General features: G+C 67.3%; 21 protein-coding genes. 5 read left to right on the forward strand and 16 right to left on the reverse strand.

Annotated elements, in window-relative coordinates; all coding sequences use genetic code 11:
* Positions 1-44: 44 nt before the first annotated feature.
* The 11 genes from XCSCFBP4642_RS0116000 to XCSCFBP4642_RS0116050 all read right to left on the reverse strand — a co-directional run bounded on the left by XCSCFBP4642_RS0116000 (position 45) and on the right by XCSCFBP4642_RS0116050 (position 9708).
* Positions 45-398, reverse strand: coding sequence for a PilZ domain-containing protein (locus tag XCSCFBP4642_RS0116000; protein ID WP_003483889.1), 354 nt, complete (start codon positions 396-398; stop codon positions 45-47).
* Positions 395-1354, reverse strand: a complete 960-nt coding sequence (locus tag XCSCFBP4642_RS0116005; protein WP_029220682.1) for a DNA polymerase III subunit delta' — start codon at positions 1352-1354, stop codon at positions 395-397. Before XCSCFBP4642_RS0116005 ends, XCSCFBP4642_RS0116000 begins: the two co-directional genes overlap by 4 nt.
* Positions 1351-2424, reverse strand: coding sequence for an endolytic transglycosylase MltG (gene mltG / locus XCSCFBP4642_RS0116010; protein ID WP_029220683.1), 1074 nt, complete (start codon positions 2422-2424; stop codon positions 1351-1353). The genes XCSCFBP4642_RS0116005 and mltG overlap by 4 nt, the downstream gene beginning before the upstream one ends.
* Before the next feature lie 60 nt (positions 2425-2484).
* Positions 2485-3840, reverse strand: a complete 1356-nt coding sequence (locus XCSCFBP4642_RS0116015; RefSeq protein ID WP_029220684.1) for an aminodeoxychorismate synthase component I — start codon at positions 3838-3840, stop codon at positions 2485-2487.
* 182 nt (positions 3841-4022) lie between these two features.
* The gene (gene fabF, locus XCSCFBP4642_RS0116020) at positions 4023-5258 is read right to left on the reverse strand and encodes a beta-ketoacyl-ACP synthase II (protein WP_029220685.1); all 1236 of its coding nucleotides are present in this window, start codon (positions 5256-5258) and stop codon (positions 4023-4025) included.
* A 141-nt stretch (positions 5259-5399) separates the two neighbouring features.
* Complete coding sequence (acpP, locus tag XCSCFBP4642_RS0116025; protein WP_002814322.1) at positions 5400-5639, reverse strand: acyl carrier protein; 240 nt, start codon at positions 5637-5639, stop codon at positions 5400-5402.
* A gap of 204 nt (positions 5640-5843) precedes the next feature.
* A complete protein-coding gene (gene fabG, locus XCSCFBP4642_RS0116030; protein WP_029220686.1) occupies positions 5844-6587 on the reverse strand; it encodes a 3-oxoacyl-ACP reductase FabG in 744 nt (247 codons plus the stop codon).
* 83 nt (positions 6588-6670) lie between these two features.
* Complete coding sequence (fabD, locus tag XCSCFBP4642_RS0116035; RefSeq protein ID WP_029220687.1) at positions 6671-7615, reverse strand: ACP S-malonyltransferase; 945 nt, start codon at positions 7613-7615, stop codon at positions 6671-6673.
* A 223-nt stretch (positions 7616-7838) separates the two neighbouring features.
* On the reverse strand, positions 7839-8816 hold the full coding sequence (locus XCSCFBP4642_RS0116040) for a beta-ketoacyl-ACP synthase III (RefSeq protein WP_029220688.1): 978 nt from the start codon (positions 8814-8816) through the stop codon (positions 7839-7841).
* A 90-nt stretch (positions 8817-8906) separates the two neighbouring features.
* Complete coding sequence (gene rpmF, locus XCSCFBP4642_RS0116045) at positions 8907-9101, reverse strand: 50S ribosomal protein L32 (protein ID WP_010368401.1); 195 nt, start codon at positions 9099-9101, stop codon at positions 8907-8909.
* Positions 9102-9198: 97 nt separating this feature from the next.
* The gene (locus tag XCSCFBP4642_RS0116050; RefSeq protein ID WP_029220689.1) at positions 9199-9708 is read right to left on the reverse strand and encodes a YceD family protein; all 510 of its coding nucleotides are present in this window, start codon (positions 9706-9708) and stop codon (positions 9199-9201) included.
* A 109-nt stretch (positions 9709-9817) separates the two neighbouring features.
* Here XCSCFBP4642_RS0116050 and XCSCFBP4642_RS0116055 point away from each other — a divergent pair, with 109 nt between their 5' ends.
* Positions 9818-10393, forward strand: a complete 576-nt coding sequence (locus tag XCSCFBP4642_RS0116055) for a Maf family protein (protein WP_029220690.1) — start codon at positions 9818-9820, stop codon at positions 10391-10393.
* 147 nt (positions 10394-10540) lie between these two features.
* Here XCSCFBP4642_RS0116055 and XCSCFBP4642_RS30395 read toward each other — a convergent pair whose 3' ends face one another.
* Positions 10541-10669 carry a hypothetical protein gene (locus XCSCFBP4642_RS30395; RefSeq protein ID WP_266104088.1) on the reverse strand — a complete coding sequence of 43 codons (129 nt, stop codon included), beginning with the start codon at positions 10667-10669 and terminating at the stop codon, positions 10541-10543.
* Between the two features lie 8 nt (positions 10670-10677).
* Positions 10678-12519: a glycosyltransferase family 39 protein gene (locus tag XCSCFBP4642_RS0116065; RefSeq protein WP_029220691.1), complete on the reverse strand. Its 1842-nt coding sequence runs from the start codon at positions 12517-12519 to the stop codon at positions 10678-10680.
* Between the two features lie 36 nt (positions 12520-12555).
* On the opposite strand from XCSCFBP4642_RS0116065, the gene XCSCFBP4642_RS0116070 reads away from it, so the two are divergent.
* Genes XCSCFBP4642_RS0116070 through XCSCFBP4642_RS0116085 form a run of 4 tightly spaced genes read left to right on the forward strand, consistent with a single transcriptional unit; the run spans position 12556 to position 16946 of the window.
* On the forward strand, positions 12556-13509 hold the full coding sequence (locus tag XCSCFBP4642_RS0116070; protein WP_029220692.1) for an AAA family ATPase: 954 nt from the start codon (positions 12556-12558) through the stop codon (positions 13507-13509).
* A 5-nt stretch (positions 13510-13514) separates the two neighbouring features.
* Positions 13515-14471 (forward strand): DUF58 domain-containing protein, encoded by a 957-nt coding sequence (locus XCSCFBP4642_RS0116075; RefSeq protein WP_029220693.1) that lies wholly within the window; start codon positions 13515-13517, stop codon positions 14469-14471.
* The gene (locus XCSCFBP4642_RS0116080; protein ID WP_029220694.1) at positions 14464-16416 is read left to right on the forward strand and encodes a transglutaminase TgpA family protein; all 1953 of its coding nucleotides are present in this window, start codon (positions 14464-14466) and stop codon (positions 16414-16416) included. The genes XCSCFBP4642_RS0116075 and XCSCFBP4642_RS0116080 overlap by 8 nt, the downstream gene beginning before the upstream one ends.
* Entirely contained in the window at positions 16413-16946 is a 534-nt protein-coding gene (locus tag XCSCFBP4642_RS0116085; protein WP_029220695.1) for a Slp family lipoprotein, read from the forward strand. Before XCSCFBP4642_RS0116080 ends, XCSCFBP4642_RS0116085 begins: the two co-directional genes overlap by 4 nt.
* Before the next feature lie 306 nt (positions 16947-17252).
* On the opposite strand, the gene XCSCFBP4642_RS0116090 is transcribed toward XCSCFBP4642_RS0116085, so the two are convergent.
* The 3 genes from XCSCFBP4642_RS0116090 to XCSCFBP4642_RS0116100 all read right to left on the reverse strand — a co-directional run bounded on the left by XCSCFBP4642_RS0116090 (position 17253) and on the right by XCSCFBP4642_RS0116100 (position 18711).
* Positions 17253-17603 (reverse strand): histidine triad nucleotide-binding protein, encoded by a 351-nt coding sequence (locus XCSCFBP4642_RS0116090; RefSeq protein ID WP_029220696.1) that lies wholly within the window; start codon positions 17601-17603, stop codon positions 17253-17255.
* Between the two features lie 93 nt (positions 17604-17696).
* Positions 17697-18290, reverse strand: a complete 594-nt coding sequence (gene recR / locus XCSCFBP4642_RS0116095) for a recombination mediator RecR (protein ID WP_029220697.1) — start codon at positions 18288-18290, stop codon at positions 17697-17699.
* Positions 18291-18390: 100 nt separating this feature from the next.
* Positions 18391-18711, reverse strand: a complete 321-nt coding sequence (locus XCSCFBP4642_RS0116100) for a YbaB/EbfC family nucleoid-associated protein (RefSeq protein WP_005913896.1) — start codon at positions 18709-18711, stop codon at positions 18391-18393.
* Between the last annotated feature and the right edge of the window lie 2 nt (positions 18712-18713).

Genomic DNA, 18713 nt, shown 5'->3' on the forward strand with positions numbered 1-18713 from the left:
GGCCTTGCGCCTCACCCACCACCCTGCCGCGCCAACGCCCCGTTTCACATGGTGTGCGTGGGCTTGTCCGAGGTGGTCAGGCCGGCCAACAGGGTTTCGATCTTGTTGCGCACCGCCTCGCCTTCCGGGCCGTCCGGGAACTGCACGCCGATGCCGGCGGCGCGGTTGCCCTGCGCACCGGCGGGGGTGGTCCAGATGACCTTGCCGGCCACCGGCAGGCGCTCGCTGGAATCGGGCAGGGTCAGCAGCAGGAACACCTCATCACCCAGCATGTAACGCTTGGGCGTGGGAACGAAGATGCCGCCCCCTTTCACGAACGGCATGTAGGCGCTGTACAGCGCCGGCTTGTCCTTCAACGCCAGCGACAAAATGCCCTGGCGTGCATTCATTGCACTCATCGAGTTCCCCTAGAACGTGCCTGGCGCTCTCCCTCGCGCCAGGCCAGCAGCAATTCCGTCACTGCCAGGTCGGCGCGGACGGTAGTACGCAGCAGATCGCGGGTGCGATTGGCGGCGTCGAACCAGGTCGCCAGCTTGTGCAACCGCGATGGATCGGTCAAGCCGGCCGATGCCTGCGCCAACGCCAGGTCAGCCGCATGGCGCAGACGCTGATCGGCATGGCCGTCGTTGGTCCAGCGCTGCGCAACATCCACCGCGCCGGCGCGACCACTGGCGATCTGCTCCAGATCCTGTGCCACCGCGCGTCGCACCGCCAGGCCATCCTCGCGCAACCACTGCGCTGCCAATCCGGGATGACCGCGCGCGGCATCCAGCGCTTCCTGCGCGGCGCGCGCCTCGACACCCTGCGCCAGCAACCACTGCAGCGCCTCGTGCGCAGGCGGCAGCTTGAATTCCAGCCGCTGGCAGCGGCTACGGATGGTGGCCGGCAAACGTGCCGGCTGCGCACTGACCAGCCACAGGTAGCGGCCCGGCGAGGGTTCTTCCAGCGTCTTGAGCAAGGCATTGCAGGCGGCGCGATTGATCGCATCGGCCGGGTCGACGATCACCACCTGGGCAATGCCGTACTGCGGCGTCAACGACAGCTTCTGCGAAATCTCGCGCACCTGCTCGATGACGATCTCGGTACGCAGCTTGTCGCCAGTACGGTTGGGAATGAAGGAGATCAGCTGCAGGTCCGGATGGGTGCCGGCGGCGATCAATTGGCGCGTGCGCTGCGCCAGCGCCGGGTCGGGCGAGCTGGCCAGCACGTGCTCGGCCAGCGCCAGGGCCACCTCGCGCTTGCCCAGGCCTTCGGGGCCACAGATCAGCAGCCCGTGCCCGAGCCGGCCGGCGTCCAGTGCCGCCACGGTCTGGTCGAAGGCGCGCTGCTGCCAGGGCGAAAACGCGGCGGTCATGGCGTGGGCTCCTTCTGCGGCAGGGTCGGCTCGCGGCGACGTTGCAGGTAGCGCGCCACCGCGGCGTTGTGCTCGGCCAACGTGGCCGAGAAGGCGTGGGCACCGGTGCCGTCACCCACGGCCACGAAGTACAGCGCATCGCCGGGAGCCGGGCGGACCGCCGCTAGCAGCGCCTCGCGGCCGGGCATGGCGATCGGCGTCGGGGTCAGGCCGGTGCGCGTATAGGTGTTGTACGGCGTGTCGGTGGTGAGGTCGCGGCGGCGGATATTGCCGTCGTAGCTGCTGCCGATGCCGTAGATCACGGTGGGGTCGGTCTGCAGCTTCATGCCCAGCTGCAGGCGACGCAGGAACACGCCGGCAATCAACGGGCGCTCCGAGCCCAGCGCGGTTTCCTTCTCGATGATGGACGCCAGGATCAGCGCCTGCTCTGGCGATGCCAGCGGCAGGTTAGGCGCGCGCTGCTCCCAGGCCTGCGCCAGCGCCTTGTCCATGGCCAGGTGGGCGCGCTTGAGCACGTCCAGATCGCTGTCGCCGCGCTGGTAGAGATAGGTTTCCGGCAGGAAGCGCCCTTCCGGGTGCTGGTTGGCGAACCCCAGCCGCGCCATCAACGCCGCATCGTCCAGCGCAGCGATGGATTGCTGCAGCGGCGTGGCGGTGGCGATCGCGGCGCGCAGCTGACGGAAATTCCAGCCCTCCACAATCGTGAAGCGGTACTGGATCACCCGGCCCTGGCGCATGCGTTCGAGCAGCTCACGCGGCGACAGCGCCGGCGCCAGCGCGTATTCGCCCACCTTGAGTTTGCCGGCCGCATCGACCTGGCGCGCCAGCAACTGCCATTCCAGATCGGTGCCCTGCGCCACGCCGGCGGCGCGCAACTTGCGCAATGTGGCCTTGAGCGAGTCGCCGGGCGCGATCACCACGCTGGGCGCGCGCGCGCTCACCGGTGTCTCGGCAAAGTGCAGGTAATGCCGCCACGCCACCAGCCCCGCAATGGCCAGCAGCGCCACGAGCAACAGGGCCGTGCCCAGCACAGCCAGACATCCACGTTTGCCAGTCACCGCCACACGCACCTCGTCATTGCCCCAGCGCCGCGCAGGATACCGCGCGCCGGTGATGTCCCGTTGAAGCGCTCATGCCTGGTCCAAGGCGCGCAGCACGCCGCGCGCCTTGGCGCGGGTCTCGTCCAGTTCGCGCTGCGGGTCCGAATCCACCACGATCCCGGCGCCGGTGCGGAAATGCACCTGCTCCCCGGCGACCTCGGCGGTGCGGATCAGGATGTTCAGATCCATGTCGCCGTCGCGATTGAGCCAGCCGAATGCGCCGGTGTAGGCGCCACGCGCGGTGCGTTCGAGCTCGGCGATGATCTGCATGCAGCGCACCTTCGGGCAACCGGTGATGGTGCCGCCGGGAAACACCGCGGCGATCACCTCGCCCGGAGTGACGTCGGCGCGCAGACGGCCGCGTACATTGCTGACGATGTGGTGCACGTGCGCGTAGCTTTCCACGCCCATCAGCTCGTCCACCTCCACCGTGCCCGGCGCGCAGATGCGTCCCAGGTCGTTGCGCTCCAGGTCGATCAGCATGACGTGCTCGGCGCGCTCCTTCGGATGGCCGACCAGCTCGCGGATGCGTGCGGCATCGTCGTCGCCAACAAAGCGCGCGCGGGTGCCGGCGATCGGGCGCGTCTGCACCACATCGCCCTGCACCGACACCAGCCGCTCCGGCGAGGAACTCGCCACCGCGCGTCCTGCCGCGACGAACAGGCCGGCAAACGGGGCGGGATTGGCCGCGCGCAGGCGCGCATGCAACGCCGCCGGATCGACCGCCGCGGCGAACTTCGCATGCCAGGCGCGCGAGATATTGGCCTGGAACACATCGCCGGCGCGCAGATAATCGAGCACGCGCTCCACTGCATCGGTGAAGCGCTCCGGCGCGTCCTCATCGACAGCCAGCGGCCCAACCCAGTTGGGCAACGGTGGCAATGCGGCGCAGGTGGCGATGTCCTCGACGATGCGGGTCAGCAGATCCTCGCGGCCCGGCTCGGCCAGCGCGATGCAGCGGCCTTGCATCCGGTCGCGCAGCACCGCGGCAGGCGCGCGCAAGGCCAGTGCGCTCGGCAAGCCATCGCTGCGCGTGGGCAACTGCAGAATCGGTTCGACCTGCGCGGCCAGTTCGTAATCCAGCAATACCGCCCAGCCGCCGCGAAACGGCCAGGGGCTGGTCGCATCGTGCGGCACGCGCTCGGCTTGCCAGGCCGCATCCAGTGCGTGCAGAAAGCCGCCGTCCAGCACGCGCCCATCGCCGTCGCGCGTGCGCCCATCGGCATCCAGCCGCAGGCGTGCGCCGTCCGCCAGCAGCAATGCGTCCCAGCGACCGTGCGCGGTGCCGGAGGCGGTGGATTCGAGCAGTGCCGGATACCGCTGCGGCGCCAGCCGATGCAGCGCCAGCAGGTCGATGTCGGCGTGCAGGGGTCTGGTGAGCGTCATCGGCCGGGTTGGGCGTGGGGTACTGAGAGGCGCCGCCCTGCAAGGGAGGCAGGGCACGCATGAAGGGAAGGATCAGCTCGCGGAGCGACGTTCGGCCGCGTACACGCGCCCGGCCCGACGGCCGTAACCTGCGTGCGGCGTGTCCCGCGACGCATTGTTCGCGGGACACCAGCGCCAGGACGTCAGACGCGCTTGAACACCAGCGTGCCGTTGGTGCCGCCGAAGCCGAAGCCGTTGGACATCACCGCATCCACCTGCACCTCGCGCGCCACGTTCGGCACGTAATCCAGGTCGCAGCCTTCGCTGGGCTCTTCCAGATTGATGGTCGGCGGAATGATGCCGGTATGCAGCGCCATCACCGAGAAGATCGCTTCCACGCCGCCGGCCGCGCCGAGCAGGTGGCCGGTCATCGACTTGGTCGAGCTGACCATGGTCTTGTAGGCGTGGTCGCCCAGCGCGCGCTTCATCGCCAGGGTTTCGGCCAGATCGCCCAGCGGCGTGGAGGTGCCGTGCGCGTTGAGGTAGCCGATCTGCTCGGGGTTGAGCTTGGCATCGCGCATCGCCGCGGCCATGCTGCGCGCCGCGCCCTCGCCGTCTTCGCTGGGCGCGGTCATGTGGAAGGCGTCGGAGCTGGCGCCGAAGCCGACCAGTTCTGCATAGATGCGCGCGCCACGCGCCTTGGCGTGTTCGTACTCTTCCAGCACCAGCACGCCGGCACCGTCGCCCAGCACGAAGCCATCGCGCTGCTTGTCCCACGGACGCGAGGCGCCGGTCGGGTCGTCGTTGCGGGTGGACATGGCCTTCATCGCGCAGAAGCCGCCCACCGAACTCGGCGAGGAGCCGCGCTCGGCGCCGCCGGCCAGCATCACGTCGGCGTCGCCGTGCTGGATCATGCGCATCGCGGTGCCGATCGAATGGTTGGAGGTGGCGCAGGCCGATACGGCCGAGAAGGTCGGGCCTTTCAGGCCCTTGATCAGGCTGACCTGGCCCGGCAGCATGTTGATGATGGTGCTGGGCACATAGAACGGCGAAATCTTGCGTGCGCCGCCCTCATGGAATTTGATGGTCTGCTCTTCGATACCGAGCAACCCGCCGATGCCGGAGCCGAGAATGGCACCCACGCGTTCGGCATTGCTTTCGTCGATGTCCAGGCCGGAATCGTCCAGCGCCATGAACGAGGCGCCGACACCGTAGTGGATGAACGAATCCATCTTCTTGACGTCCTTGGCGGACACAAAAAGCGTGGGATCGAAATCCTTAATCTCGCCGGCGATCTTGGTGGTGAACTGCGAGGCATCGATCTGCGTGATCGGGCCGATGCCTGAGCGCCCGTGGATGATTCCATCCCAGCTGGTGGCCAGATCATTGCCCAGCGGCGACACCATGCCCATGCCGGTAACGACAACACGACGACTCATTGCAGATCTCCTCACCACGGAACGGACGGTGCTTGCGGTTTGCGGATGACGCTTGAAAAACACAGGGCCGCATCAGCGGCCCCATGGAATGTCTGACGCAGCAGCGGCTTAACGCACGCCACTGCCGTCAGGAACAACGCATCAGCTCTTGACGTGAGCCTTGACGTAGTCGATCGCCTGCTGGACCGAGGTGATCTTCTCGGCCTCTTCGTCCGGGATCTCGCACTCGAACTCTTCTTCCAGCGCCATCACCAGCTCGACGGTGTCCAGCGAGTCGGCACCCAGGTCATCGACGAACGATGCGCTGGTGGTGACTTCCTCTTCCTTGACGCCGAGTTGTTCGACGACGATTTTCTTGACGCGTTCTTCGATGGTGCTCATTGGGGATATCGCTCCAGATGGAGTAGTGGTGGTTCGAGTTTTAGGATCCCCGCACACGGATGTGCGGTGCTCCTGTGAGGGACTCACAAGACGCCATCGCCGCTGCAATGGCCGCGTTGGATAGTGTAGTGGAAGCGACCGGGCCTTGCATTGCATCACAACTCCCGGCCGATCAGCCACTTAGCGCCTCCCGGCGCCACACGCTCACGGCATGTACATGCCACCGTTGACGTGCAGGGTCTCACCGGTGATGTAGCGGGCGGTCGGGCCGGCCAGGAACGCCACCGCGTTGGCGATGTCTTCCGGCGCGCCCAGATGCCCGAGCGCGATCTGCTGCAGCAAAGCGGCCTTGGCCTCGTCCGGCAGCGCCTTGGTCATGTCGGTATCGATGAAGCCGGGCGCCACCACATTCACGGTGACCCCGCGCGAGCCGATTTCCTTGGCCAGCGACTTGGAGAACGCGATGATGCCGGCCTTGGCCGCAGCGTAGTTGGTCTGGCCGGGGTTACCGGTCACGCCGACCACCGAGGCGATGTTGACGATGCGGCCCTTGCGCGCCTTCATCATGCCGCGCATCACCGCCTTGGAGGTGCGGAACACACTGGTCAGGTTGGTGTCGATGATGGCCTGCCAGTCGTCGTCCTTCATCCGCATCAACAGGTTGTCGCGGGTGATGCCGGCGTTGTTGACCAGGATCGAGATGGCGCCGAATTCCTTGCCGATCGCATCGATCAGGCCATCGACCGCCGCCGCCTCGGTGACGTTGAGCTCACGGCCGTGGCCGCCATGGGCGGCCAGACGCTCGCCGATGGCTGCAGCGCCGGAGGCCGAGGTGGCGGTACCGATCACCGTGGCGCCCTGGGCAGCCAGGGTATCGGCAATGGCCGCACCGATGCCGCGACTGGCGCCGGTGACGAGGGCGATTTCGCCCTGCAGGGGCTTGCTCATGACTACTGTTCCTCGAAGGGGGGACGTCGCAGCCGTGGCCGCGAACGTCGAGGGGTGCCGGCACAACCGGCAGCGGCGTTGGATCAGTGCGTCCAGGCGTCGAGCGCGCCAGCGTAGTCGGCAGGCGTGGCCAGCGGGCGCGCGTCCAGGCTCTTGTCGATGCGCTTAATCAGCCCGCTCAGCACCTTGCCCGGGCCGCATTCGGCGATCCGGGTGATGCCCTGGCTGGCGAGCGCCTGCACGCAACCGGTCCACTGCACCGGCAGGTACAGCTGCTCCACCAGTGCCTGGCGGATCGCCTCGCTGCCATCGTGCACGCGCGCATCCACGTTCTGCACCACCGGAATCTGCGGAGCGTGCCAGGTCAATCCGGCCATCGCCTCGCCGAGCTGGTTGGCGGCATCGCGCATCAGCGGGGTATGCGAGGGCACGCTTACCGCCAGCTTGACCGCCTTGCGCACGCCGCGCTCGGCCAGCAGCGCCAGCGCGCGGTCCACCGCTGCGGCATCGCCACCGATCACGATCTGGCCCGGCGAATTGAAATTGGCCGGCACCACCACCTGGCTGCCGGACGCCGCGGCACAGACCTCCTGCACCACCGCATCCTCGGCACCCAGCACCGCCGCCATCGCGCCGACACCGGCCGGCGCGGCCGCCTGCATGAACTGACCGCGCAGGCGCACCAGGTGGGCGCCGTCGTGCAGCGACAAGGCGCCGGACGCGACCAGGGCGGTGTATTCGCCCAGGCTATGCCCGGCCAGCAGCGCCGGACGTTCGCCGCGCTGCGCGTTCCACAGCCGCCACACCGCCACGCCCGCAGCCAGCAGCGCCGGCTGGGTGTACTCGGTGCGGTTGAGCATCTCTTCCGGGCCGCCCTGCGACAGGGCCCACAGATCGACACCGGCGCCATCGGAGGCCTCGACGAAGGTCTCGCGGATCTGCGGGTGCAGGTCGGCCAGGTCGGCCAGCATGCCCAGGGACTGGGAGCCCTGGCCGGGAAACACGAAAGCGAGCGTAGATTCGGTCACGCGTTGCTGCCTACAAAAATCGAGCCGGGATGATACGTGCGAAATCGCCCGGGCGTCTGTACTGCCGCGTATGCAGGGGCAACCGGAACGTGGCCCGAGCGCGCAAACCCACGCGCCGGTCCGATCCGGATCGGGCACGCACCCGCATCGGCCGCGCGGGTGCGCGGCCGTCGAGAATTGATAGTGAAAGCACCGCCGGCGAACACGGACGTGCTTGATGAACTCAATAGCGCAGCAGCGCCGAGCCCCAGGTAAAGCCACCGCCGAAGGCTTCCAGCAGCAACAACTGGCCACGCTGCACGCGACCGGAGCGCACCGCTTCGTCCAGCGCCAGCGGCACCGAGGCCGAGGACGTGTTGCCGTGGCGATCCACCGTGACCACCACCTGTTCCATCGGCAGGTCCAGCCGCTTGGCGGTGGCCTCGATGATGCGCAGGTTGGCCTGGTGCGGAATCAGCCAGCCCAGGTCGTGCTTGTCCAGGCCGTTGGCAGCCAGGGTCTCATCGACCACCGAATCCAGCGCCTTGACCGCGTACTTGAAGACGTCGTTGCCTTTCATCAGCAACGCACCGCCGCCATTCTTGCCTTCGCCGAACCCCACCGACACGCCCACCGGATCCCACAGCAACTCTTTCTTGCTGCCATCGGCATGCAGGTGGGTGCTGAGAATGCCGGTCTCTTCGTCGGCCTTGAGGATCACCGCGCCGGCACCATCGCCGAACAGCACGCAGGTGGTGCGGTCGGTCCAGTCGACGATGCGGGTCAGGGTTTCTGCGCCCACCACCAGCACGGTCTTGGCGTCGCCGCTGCGCACGAACTTGTCGGCCACGCTGAGCGCGTAGACGAAGCCCGAGCAGGCGGCGTTGACATCCATCGCACCGCAACCGACGTTGCCCAGCCGTGCCTGCAACAGACAGGCGGTCGACGGAAAGATCAGGTCGGGCGTGGTGGTACCGATGACGATCAGGTCGATCTCGTCGGCGGTCACACCGGCCGCTTCCATCGCCTTCAGCGAGGCGAAATACGCCAGATCGCTGGTGGTCTGGTCGTCGGCAACGATGTGACGCTCACGGATACCAGTGCGCGAGAAGATCCATTCATCGCTGGTGTCGACGATCTTCGACATGTCGTCGTTGGTCAACACCTTCTCGGGCAAATAGCTACCCGTGCCCGCGATTCTGGAATAGATCCGCTTGCTCATACTGTTTCCTGGTGCAAGAGCCGCGGTGACCGGCGGCTCCGGAAGAAGCGAGGGTCACCCGGCCGCGTCGAACGCGGCGGGCGCCACGGATCAATCTTCTTGGACGGCCGACGACTTGGTCGTGATCACCTTCTTGCCGCGGTAGTAACCGTCAGCGGTGATGTGGTGGCGCAGATGGATCTCGCCGCTGGTCGGGTCGGTCGACAGCTGCTTGGCGGTCAGGGCATCGTGCGAACGACGCTGGCCGCGACGGGACGGGGTGACACGGGATTTCTGCACAGCCATAGGATTGCTCCAACTTTAGTTCGATAACTTGTCTGTTGAGTCGAACAGCACGCTCTACGCCCGCGTCGACCTGTCTTTCCGCCCTTAACAGCGGCGGTTACTGTTTCTTCAACGCTGCCAGCGCCGCGAACGGGCTGACCTTGTCCCGCTCTTCCTGGGTCGGAACCCATTCGGCGTCGATCGCTTCGCTACCCGGGGCCATCGGCACCACCGGTACCGAAAGCACCAATTCGTCCTCGACCATGTCGACGGCCCGCAGCATGCCATCTTCCGGCACCAGCAACGCTTCGTACTCGGCCGGCAATGCGGCTTCGTCGGCTTCGTCACGGATCAAACCAAGACGCTGTCTGATTTGCACCGGATACAGGAAGCGCTGCAGGCTGCGCTGGCAGGCCAGCGGAAGCTCGACATCGACACTGAGTTCGACAAAGGCGACCTTCAACAGGTCGTCATGATCGAATTGGAGCGAATAGACGCACTCGCCCTCGGTATCGACCAGACTTCCCTGCAAGCGAGTCATCGCAGATAGCGGAATGCGGCCATCGAAGCGCCTGCGCGCTGCGACCATCCGCCAAGCATCCAGCATTTCGGGTACGTTCGCGGACATAAGCCGCAGAATGTTAAAGACCCGCCGTAGCCATGTCAAATGCCCCCATTCACAGAGGCTGTAACCAGTGCAGGCTGGCAGACTCCCCTGCCCGCCCTTGACCATGTCCATGATGCCACCCCTGATCCTTGCCTCCACGTCCGTCTACCGGCGCGCCCTGCTCGGCCGCCTGCAACTGGAGTTCAGCACCGCCCGCCCGGAGGTCGATGAGCAGGCGCAGCCGGGCGAGAGACCCGCGGCCCTGGCCAGCCGTCTGGCTGCCGAAAAAGCCGCTGCAGTGGCGGCCGGCGCCCCCGACGCCTGGGTGATCGGCTCGGACCAGGTCGCCGATCTGGACGGCGAAGCCCTGGGCAAACCGGGCAGCCTTGCCCGGGCGCGTGCGCAACTGGGTGCCATGGCCGGGCGCGTGGTGCGCTTCCACACCGCCGTCAGCCTGGCAGGCCCGCACGGCAGCTTCCACGCGCTGGATCTGACCGAAGTACAACTGCGCCCGCTGACGCCTGACGACATCGCGCGTTATCTGGCCGCCGAGTCGGCACTGGATTGCGCAGGCAGCTTCAGGTGCGAAGGCCTGGGCATCAGCCTGTTCGACGCCATCCGCACCAGCGACCCCACCGCACTGATCGGCCTGCCGTTGATCGCGTTGGCGCGGTTGCTGCGGCAGGCGGGGTTCGTGCTTCCTTGATACCCGCTCCGGCAGCAGCCTGCGGCAGGAGCATCGGCCTGCAGACGGAGGACAACGGCAGCAGCACCGCCCTGGTCAAATGTCAGGCCGGCCAAGCCACTGGGCCACTCCCTGGCGATGACCTGCCCTGGCCCCTGCCGATCCTTGCTACGGACGCGCCAGTTCGCAGAACTGATAGGCATAGCTGGCCTGCCCGACCTGCGGGGACAAGGTGCGGCAACGCGCCGGATCCATCCCGGACGGAAGCGCGGGATGGGGAAAGACGTTATCGATCATTGCGGGATCTAGGGTGCGGAAACGGTCACGGGTTGTTCCCACCAGTCCTCGACACTGCCGTCGCGGCCGTACAGGCGCAGTCCCAACCAATACGTGCCGGGCGGCAACGCCTGCGTGTCGAGCGTGGCGGAAAAGCCGACATTCGGATGCTGCGGGTCGGTGGAGATTTTCCAGTACGGGCGCACGTCCAGCGCACTGCCATACTCGGCGTTCGCCACCGGGCGGCCGTCGAGCAGCAGCTCCACATCCGCCAGCCCGATGCCATCCTTGAAGGCCCAGCCGCGCACCTGCACCCGGCCAGCGACGTTCGCATCCGGCAGCGGCGTATCGATCCAGGCCATCGCCGGGGCGATACACGGCCCGGGCTGGCGTTGCGCCGGCAGCGCGAACAGCAGGAAACGTTGGTAGCCGTGATCGGTGAACACCACGGTGGGCGGCGGCAACGGCCCGACCATCTCGCAGATGGCATGATAGCGCTTCAGCAGGTCGCGATAACGCTGATCGCTGGGCGAGAGCACCAGCAGCCGCGGTCCATTGCGCGTCCCGTCGCTGAGCAGCCCCCATTGCAACAACTGCGCGCTGCGCCCGTGCTTGTCGTTCAACTCCGCGCGCAGTACCTCGACATTGGCATCGTGCAATTGGAAGCCCAGCTCGGCGCCGACCTTGAAATTCTCCGCCAGCACGCGCGTGCCCGGCGGCATCTGCGCGAGCCGGAGCTCGACCGCGCGCGCCAGGTCCTTCCACCCGGCAAAGTTGCGCGGATAGTATTTTTCGCCGGCCGCATGCGCGCGCATCGACGGCACCGACACGGCCAGGTGATAGCCGTACGCACCCAGAGTGCCGAGCAGCGCAATCGCCCAGGCCGCACGACGCAGCGTATGCGGCCAACGCATCAGGATCACCGGCACCGCCACCAGCAACGCCAGGTAGCCCGGCAGCGGCCAATGGAAACTGATCCGCTCGGCATCGCTGAAGAAGCCGAGCACGAAGATCGCCACGGTCGAAATCCCGCCAAGCAGGCTGAAATACCGCCATTGCGCACGCGAACCGCCACCGGCGCGCGTGCCGGCCAGGCCGACCTTGAGCATCGCCCACGCCAATAGCGGCGTCACGGCCACTGCCTGGATCAGCAGGAACCACAGACCGCTGATCTGGAACCGCCACGGATGCCGATCGACCAGTTGGAAGCGCAGCCCGGCCTCGTCATGGTCGGTGTTCCAGAACAAAAGCGGCAGCCAGCTCACCGCGCCCACCGTCAGCGCCATCCAGATGCGCGGGTCGCGCAGCACCGCGCGCCCCTGCGGAATGCACAGCAGCGCAATGCAGCCCACCCCGATCACACCGACAAAGCGGTAGTGGCTGAGCGCACCGATGACCAGGCCGATGGCGAGCTCCAGCGCACTGGTGGCGTCGACCTCGCGCAACAGGCGTGCGCCGGCATCCATGCACAGCACCGCGGCCAGGGCCATCGGCACGTCCGGCACCGCCAGGATGCCCAGCGTGGCCGACAGCGGCATCAGCAGGGTCAGGCTGCCGGCCTGCCACCCGAGTGTGGAGCCGAACCAGCGCGTGGCGATGTGCGCGATCAACCACGGCAGCAACGCGGCGATGGCCAGAAACGGCAGGCGCAACGCCAGCAGATGATGCCCACCGAGCTCGACACCGAGCCGCGTCAGCCAGGCGGTCATGCCCGGCAGATCCGAATACGCGGCGGCCAGATGCTGGCCTTCCTGCCAATAGAACGCCTCGTCGACAAACAGCGGCAACCGCGCGGCGATCAACAGCTTGACGGCAGTGGCCAGTGTCCACAGGATCACGAAGGTGCGATGTGCGCGTTGATCCCCTTGCATTGCCCTGTGCACTCTTCTTCCACCTACGGAATTGTGATGTCGACACCGCTGCGTTCCACGGAAATGCTAACCGATGCGCTGCGCCAATCGCTGCGGCGCGCGCAAGACCAGGTCAATTCGCTGCTGCTGGGCAAGGCGCAGGAAGTGCGGCTGGCGTTCGTGGCACTGCTGTCCGGGGGACATTTATTGATCGAGGACCTGCCCGGCCTGGGCAAGACCACCCTGGCCCACGCCATGGCCTCCAGCCTGGGACTGGGCTTCCAGCGCGTGCAGTTCACCTCCGACCTGCTGCCGGCAGACGTGCTGGGCGTGTCGGTCTACGATGCCGCCTCGCGCCAGTTCCAGTTCCATCCCGGCCCGGTGTTCACCAACGTGCTGCTGGCCGATGAAATCAATCGCGCCCCGCCGCGTACGCAGAGCTCGCTGCTGGAGGCCATGGCCGAACAGCAGGTCACGCTGGACGGCGTCACCCATGCGTTACCGGAGCCGTTTTTCGTGATCGCCACGCAGAACCCGGTGGACCTGTCGGGCACGTTTCCCCTGCCGGACTCGCAACTGGACCGCTTCCTGCTGCGGCTCAGCCTGGGCTACCCCAGCGCCGACGCCGAACGCGCCCTGTTGTCGGGTACCGACCGGCGCGAATTGATCGCCCAGGCCGCACCGCAGCTCAGCGATACCGACGTGGTGGCTCTGCGCGCCGGAGTCAGCCGGATCCACACCAGCGATGCGTTGATCGCCTATGTACAGGCGCTGTTGCTACGCAGCCGCCAGCACGCCGGGGTGCGGGTGGGGCTGTCGCCGCGTGCCGGCATCGCGCTGCTGCGCGCCGCCAAGGCTTACGCGCTGCTGCTGGGGCGCGAGCATGTGCTGCCGGAAGACGTGCAGGCGCTGTTTGTGGCCGTGGCCGGGCACCGGCTGGTGCCGGAAGCCGAATCCTCGTCCGGACCGGCGCTGGCCAAGGCGCTCCTGCACAGCGTGCCGGTGGACTGATACCGGTGCGTGCGTCATTGCGCGGCATTGGCCGCCGACTCAGCCTGCTGGCCCGTCCGCGGGGCGCGGAAGCCTTGCCGATCGTGCTGGATCGCCGTCGCATCTATGTGCTGCCGACCCGCTTTGGGCTGTTCGTCACCGCCTTGTTGCTGGCGATGTTGCTGGGCGCATTGAACTACAACAACAACCCGGCCCTGCTGCTGGCCCTGCTGTTGGCCACCGCCGGGATCGCCAGCAGCATCATGGCGCACCTGCAGTTGTCGGCGCTGCGCGTGGAGGCAGTCTCGGCCGAACCGGTGGTCGCCGGCGAACCGCTGCGCATGCGGGTCTCGCTGGCCCGCCGCGACACCCGCCTGCGGCGTGGCCTGCGCCTGGATCATCTTGACAGCAGCGGCTTCTGTGCGTTGCTCGAGCACGACATGGCGGAGGTCGACCTGCTGGTGCCCACCACCCGGCGCGGCTGGCAGGACATCGAACGCATCCGCCTGTCCAGCACCCAGCCGCTGGGGCTGGTGCGTGCGTGGTCCTGGGTGTGGCCGGAAACGCCACTGCTGGCCTACCCCCGGCCCGAGGATCACGGCCCCACCCTGCCGGATGGCGCCGGCGCGCCCAACCAGACCCGGCTGCACGCCCAGGGCGAGGAACTGCACCAACTGCGCCCGTACCGCGCCGGCGATGCCCCGCGCACGATCTCCTGGAAGCATTCGGCCCGCCGCGACACCCTGTTGGTGCGCGAGTACGAACAGCCGCTCGGCATCGAAATGACGCTCGACTGGCGCACGCTGCACGCACTGCCCTACGAACGCCGCATCGCGCGGCTGGCACGTTGGGTCAACCTGGCCGAACGCGACGGGCGCCGCTATCGCCTGCTGCTGCCCGGCCAGCCGCCGCTGGGCCCTGCGCAAGGGCCCTCGCACCATCATCTGTGTCTGCGCGCCCTGGCACTGCTTCCCCATGACTGAGCCGGCCCTTCCCATTTCACAGGCCAGCCGTGGCTGGGTACTGGCCACCAGCTGGCTGGCGCTGGCGCCGCTGCTGCTGCAGTTGCCCGGCCTGCTCGCCGCCACCATCGCGGTGGCCGCCGTGTTGGTCGGGGCAATGAGCTGGCGCGGCAGCCTGCTGGCGCCGTTGCGGCTGTTGCTAGTGATCGCGATGCTGGCGGCGGTGTACTGGCAGATCGGCATGCGCTTCGGCCGCGATACCGGCTGCGCGGTGCTGGCCGCGATGCTGGCGATCAAGGCGTCCGAACTGCGCAGTTTGCGCGATGCGCGCAGCCTGCTCGGCTTCGCGCTGTTCGCTCCATTCGCCGCATTCCTGCTCGACCAGGGGCCGGCGACGATGGGCCTGGCACTGCTGGCCGTGCTCAGCGCCCTGCTCAGCATGCAGCGGCTGGCCGACGAGGAACACTGCACCACCACGCCCATCCTGCGTCTGCAGTTGCGCGGCATCGGCAAGCTGGTCGCCATCGGCGTGCCGCTGGCACTGGCCACGTTCTGGCTGCTGCCGCGCCTGAGCTCACCGCTGTGGGGCGTGCCCGAGCGCGCACTGTCCCGGCCCGGCCTGTCGGACACCATGTCGCCGGGCGAATGGATCGACCTGATGGCCGACGACAGCCCGGCGCTGCGCGTGCAGTTCACCGGCAAGGCGCCGCCGCAGCAGCAGCGCTACTGGCGCGGTCCGGTGATGTGGGATTTCGACGGCCGCAGCTGGCAGCGCGCCCGCTGGACCGGTCGCGGCCAACCGGCATCGGTCACGCCCGGCCCGCAGACCTATCGCTATCGCCTGGATTACGAGCCCACCGATCGTCGCCAGCTGGTCTCGCTGGACCTGCCGACCCAGGGCGTTGCCAATGCCGACCTCTCGCCCGACTACGAACTGTTTGCGCAGCGCTCATTGAGTGCGCTGACCCGCTGGGAGCTGCAATCGGCACCGCCGGCACGGTTCGACACCGACCTGCCCGAGCAGCTGCGCAAACGCGCGCTCGCGTTGCCGCCCGGCTTCAATCCGCGCACGCTCATCCTGGCCCGGCAATGGCGCGCCGACGCTGGCGGCAACGACGATGCCATCGTGCAACGGGCGCTGCAGTGGATCACCCGCGAATTCGCCTACACGCTGGACACGCCACTGCTGGGTCGCAACAGCGTCGACGAGTTCCTGTTCCAGCAGAAGGCCGGATTCTGCGAGCACTTCAGCTCGGCGTTCGTGGTGCTGATGCGCGCCGCCGGCATCCCCGCGCGCGTGGTCACCGGGTATGCCGGCGGGACCTACAACAGCTTCGGCAACTATTGGGTGGTGCGGCGCATGGATGCGCATGCCTGGACCGAGGTGTGGCTGGCAGGCCGCGGCTGGGTTCGCGTGGACCCCACTGCCGCAGTGGCGCCCGAGCGCATCTACGACACGCTGGAGGATCGCCTGCAGAGCGGTGGCGGCAACGACTTCGCCCAGCTCGGCGCCTGGGCCAGCCTGGGCCAGGTCAGCGACTGGCTGCGCCGCGGCTGGAACGATCTGGTGCTGTCCTTCAATGCCGACCGCCAGCAACGGCTGCTGCAACCGTTCGGCATCGAGCGCCTGGACCCCACCCAGCTGGCCGCCATCTTCGGCGTGTTTGCCGTCAGTGCCCTGGCCTGGATGGGTTGGCTGCTGGCGCGTGGCGAACGCGAACGCGATCGGCTGTTGCGCGCCTGGCATCGGCTGGGCCGCCGTTACGGCAAGCTTGGCCTGGCGCGCGAACCGCACGAACCGGCCATCACCTGGGCACAACGCGTCGCCCGTACACACCCCGACACGACACTGTTGGCACTCAGCCAACGTTTCGCTGCCGCGCGATACGCTGGCGCTGATTCGGACAGCGCCTCACTTCTGAAAGACTTGCTGCAGCATCGCCCGCGAACCGGAGCTTCCTCATGAGTACCCGTTTTCTGATTCCCATTGTCGCCGCGCTCGGGCTCGCCGCCTGCGCTACCGCGCCCAAACCGCTGCAGGGCCAGTTCCCCACGGTCAGCCCGAACGATTCCACTGCCAATGCACAACTCGGCACCTCGGTGCGTTGGGGCGGCAAGATCATCCAGACCAAGCCCAGCCAGGGCCAGACCTGCTTCGAGCTGATTTCGCGTCCGCTCAACGCCAGCGGGCGTCCGGATCGCAATGCCGTGGATGCCAGCGATGGCCGCTTCCTGGCCTGCCGCGCAGGCTTCTACGATCCGGCAGTCTTCGAACCCGGCCGCGAAGTCACCTTCATCGGCAAGATCGAGGGGTATGAAACCACCAAGATCGGCGAGTACGACTACAAGCTGCCCAAGGTGGCGGCCGACGTGGTCTACCTATGGCCGGAAGTACGCGACGTCGACGTGATTCCGGCCTACCCGTACGGCCCGTGGGGCGACCCGTGGGGTCCGCGCTGGGGTGGCGGCTGGGGCTGGGGCCGCGGCTGGTGGTAATCCACCGCTGAGCCAGCCGTGATGCAAAACGCCGCTCTTGAAGGAGCGGCGTTTTGATGTGTGCGGGTCAAACCGTCTGCATCAGCGCGTTCCTGCTGGATCCTTATTCGCCATTTCGCCTATCCCGGCGCTGCGCGGGCGCAACGCCCCCTGCTGGACCTGCGACGGCGCGGCTGCCGCGTGAGCGCGCACTGAGGTGCATGGCCTGGCAACCCCAGCAGTGACAATCGGCCATGCCCAACCTTGACCAGCGCATGACGCTGGACCGCCTGTTCGACCATATCGGTGGCAAGGTGCCGCGACCCGTCAAGGCGTGCCGAATCGCCCCAACGGCGCCCCGGCCAGCAGATGCAGATGGATATGGAACACCGTCTGCCCGGCATGCTCGCGGCAATTCATCACGATGCGGTAGCCGTCCTGCGCCAGGCCTTGCTCTCGTGCGTACGCGGCGGCGGCGAGCGCCAGCTTGCCGACCAGCAGCGCCTGCTCCGGCGGCACATCGTCCAGGGTGGGAATCGCCTGCTGCTTGGGGATGAACAGCACATGCACCGGTGCCTGCGGCGCGATGTCTTCGAAGCCCAGCACGTCGTCGTCTTCATAAACGATGGTGGCGGGAATTTCGCGGCGAATGATCTTGCCGAAGATGGTGTCGGTCATAGACGGGATTCGGGATTTGGGATTGACCAAAGCTTACCGCGCGCGCCGACCGGCTTTTGCCAATCCCCAATCCCGACTCTCCAATCCCCGCCCTCAAAGCACCTCACTGCGCGTGCCGAAGGCATGCGACAGGGTGCCGCGGTCAACGTATTCCAGCTCGCCGCCCAGCGGCATGCCCTGGGCGAGCCGGCTCGGGCGTACCGCATGCTGGCGGGCCAGCTGTGCCAGGTAATGCGCGGTCGCCTCGCCTTCCACGGTGGCATTGGTGGCGATGATCATTTCGGTGACCTCGCCGGCGGCCAGGCGCTCGCCGAGCCGGTCCAGCCCCAGTTCGCGCGGGCCGATGCCGTCCAGCGGCGACAGCCGTCCCTGCAAGATGAAATACAGCCCGCGGTAGCCGGTGGCGTGTTCGATCGCCAGGCGGTCGGCCGGCGATTCCACCACGCATAGCTGCTGCCGATCGCGACTGCTGCTGGCGCAAATGGTGCAGATGTCCGACTCGGTGAAGTCGCGGCACTGCACGCAATGCCCGACCTTTTCCACCGCATTGGCTAGCGCCGCAGCCAGGCGGCGGCCACCCTCGCGCTCGCGCTCGAGCACGTGGTACGCCATGCGCTGTGCAGATTTCTGGCCCACACCCGGCAACACCCGGAAGGCCTCGATCAGTTGTTCGAGCAGAGTGGACATTGGATGGCCGGGATTGGAAATTCGGGATTTGGGATTCGCAAATGCAGAAGCAAATCCCGCTTCTGGCGAATCCCCAATCCCGACTCCCGAATCCCCTCGCTTAGAACGGCAGCTTCATGCCGGGCGGCAGCTGCATGCCGGCAGTGGCCGAGCCCATGCGGTCCTTGGATTCGGCATCGATCTTGTTGGAAGCGTCGTTGAAGGCGGCGGCGATCAGGTCCTCGGCCATTTCCTGGTCGGAGAGGATGCTCGGGTCGATGCGCACCTTGCGGCACTCCTTGGCGCCGGTCAGCGTCACGCTGACCATGCCGCCGCCGGCAGTGCCGGTGACTTCCAGCTTGGCCAGTTCTTCCTGGGCGCGCTGCAGGTTTTCCTGCATCTTCTGCGCCTGCTGCATCAGTTGGGCAATGTTTCCACGCATGG

The sequence above is a fragment of the Xanthomonas cassavae CFBP 4642 genome, assembly GCF_000454545.1.
In the GTDB taxonomy this organism is placed as follows: Bacteria; Pseudomonadota; Gammaproteobacteria; order Xanthomonadales; family Xanthomonadaceae; genus Xanthomonas; species Xanthomonas cassavae.

Bases quoted from the DNA above. Each gene is read 5' to 3' on its own strand.
- acpP (WP_002814322.1), bottom strand. From the start codon at position 5,639: ATGAGCACCATCGAAGAACGCGTCAAGAAAATCGTCGTCGAACAACTC.
- XCSCFBP4642_RS30395 (WP_266104088.1), bottom strand. From the start codon at position 10,669: ATGATCGATAACGTCTTTCCCCATCCCGCGCTTCCGTCCGGGATGGAT.
- XCSCFBP4642_RS0116040 (WP_029220688.1), bottom strand. From the start codon at position 8,816: ATGAGCAAGCGGATCTATTCCAGAATCGCGGGCACGGGTAGCTATTTG.
- XCSCFBP4642_RS0116100 (WP_005913896.1), bottom strand. From the start codon at position 18,711: ATGCGTGGAAACATTGCCCAACTGATGCAGCAGGCGCAGAAGATGCAG.
- XCSCFBP4642_RS0116055 (WP_029220690.1), top strand. From the start codon at position 9,818: ATGATGCCACCCCTGATCCTTGCCTCCACGTCCGTCTACCGGCGCGCC.
- fabG (WP_029220686.1), bottom strand. From the start codon at position 6,587: ATGAGCAAGCCCCTGCAGGGCGAAATCGCCCTCGTCACCGGCGCCAGT.
- XCSCFBP4642_RS0116065 (WP_029220691.1), bottom strand. From the start codon at position 12,519: ATGCAAGGGGATCAACGCGCACATCGCACCTTCGTGATCCTGTGGACA.
- XCSCFBP4642_RS0116070 (WP_029220692.1), top strand. From the start codon at position 12,556: ATGTCGACACCGCTGCGTTCCACGGAAATGCTAACCGATGCGCTGCGC.
- rpmF (WP_010368401.1), bottom strand. From the start codon at position 9,101: ATGGCTGTGCAGAAATCCCGTGTCACCCCGTCCCGTCGCGGCCAGCGT.
- XCSCFBP4642_RS0116005 (WP_029220682.1), bottom strand. From the start codon at position 1,354: ATGACCGCCGCGTTTTCGCCCTGGCAGCAGCGCGCCTTCGACCAGACC.
- XCSCFBP4642_RS0116050 (WP_029220689.1), bottom strand. From the start codon at position 9,708: ATGTCCGCGAACGTACCCGAAATGCTGGATGCTTGGCGGATGGTCGCA.
- fabF (WP_029220685.1), bottom strand. From the start codon at position 5,258: ATGAGTCGTCGTGTTGTCGTTACCGGCATGGGCATGGTGTCGCCGCTG.
- XCSCFBP4642_RS0116080 (WP_029220694.1), top strand. From the start codon at position 14,464: ATGACTGAGCCGGCCCTTCCCATTTCACAGGCCAGCCGTGGCTGGGTA.
- XCSCFBP4642_RS0116090 (WP_029220696.1), bottom strand. From the start codon at position 17,603: ATGACCGACACCATCTTCGGCAAGATCATTCGCCGCGAAATTCCCGCC.
- XCSCFBP4642_RS0116000 (WP_003483889.1), bottom strand. From the start codon at position 398: ATGAGTGCAATGAATGCACGCCAGGGCATTTTGTCGCTGGCGTTGAAG.
- XCSCFBP4642_RS0116085 (WP_029220695.1), top strand. From the start codon at position 16,413: ATGAGTACCCGTTTTCTGATTCCCATTGTCGCCGCGCTCGGGCTCGCC.
- XCSCFBP4642_RS0116015 (WP_029220684.1), bottom strand. From the start codon at position 3,840: ATGACGCTCACCAGACCCCTGCACGCCGACATCGACCTGCTGGCGCTG.
- recR (WP_029220697.1), bottom strand. From the start codon at position 18,290: ATGTCCACTCTGCTCGAACAACTGATCGAGGCCTTCCGGGTGTTGCCG.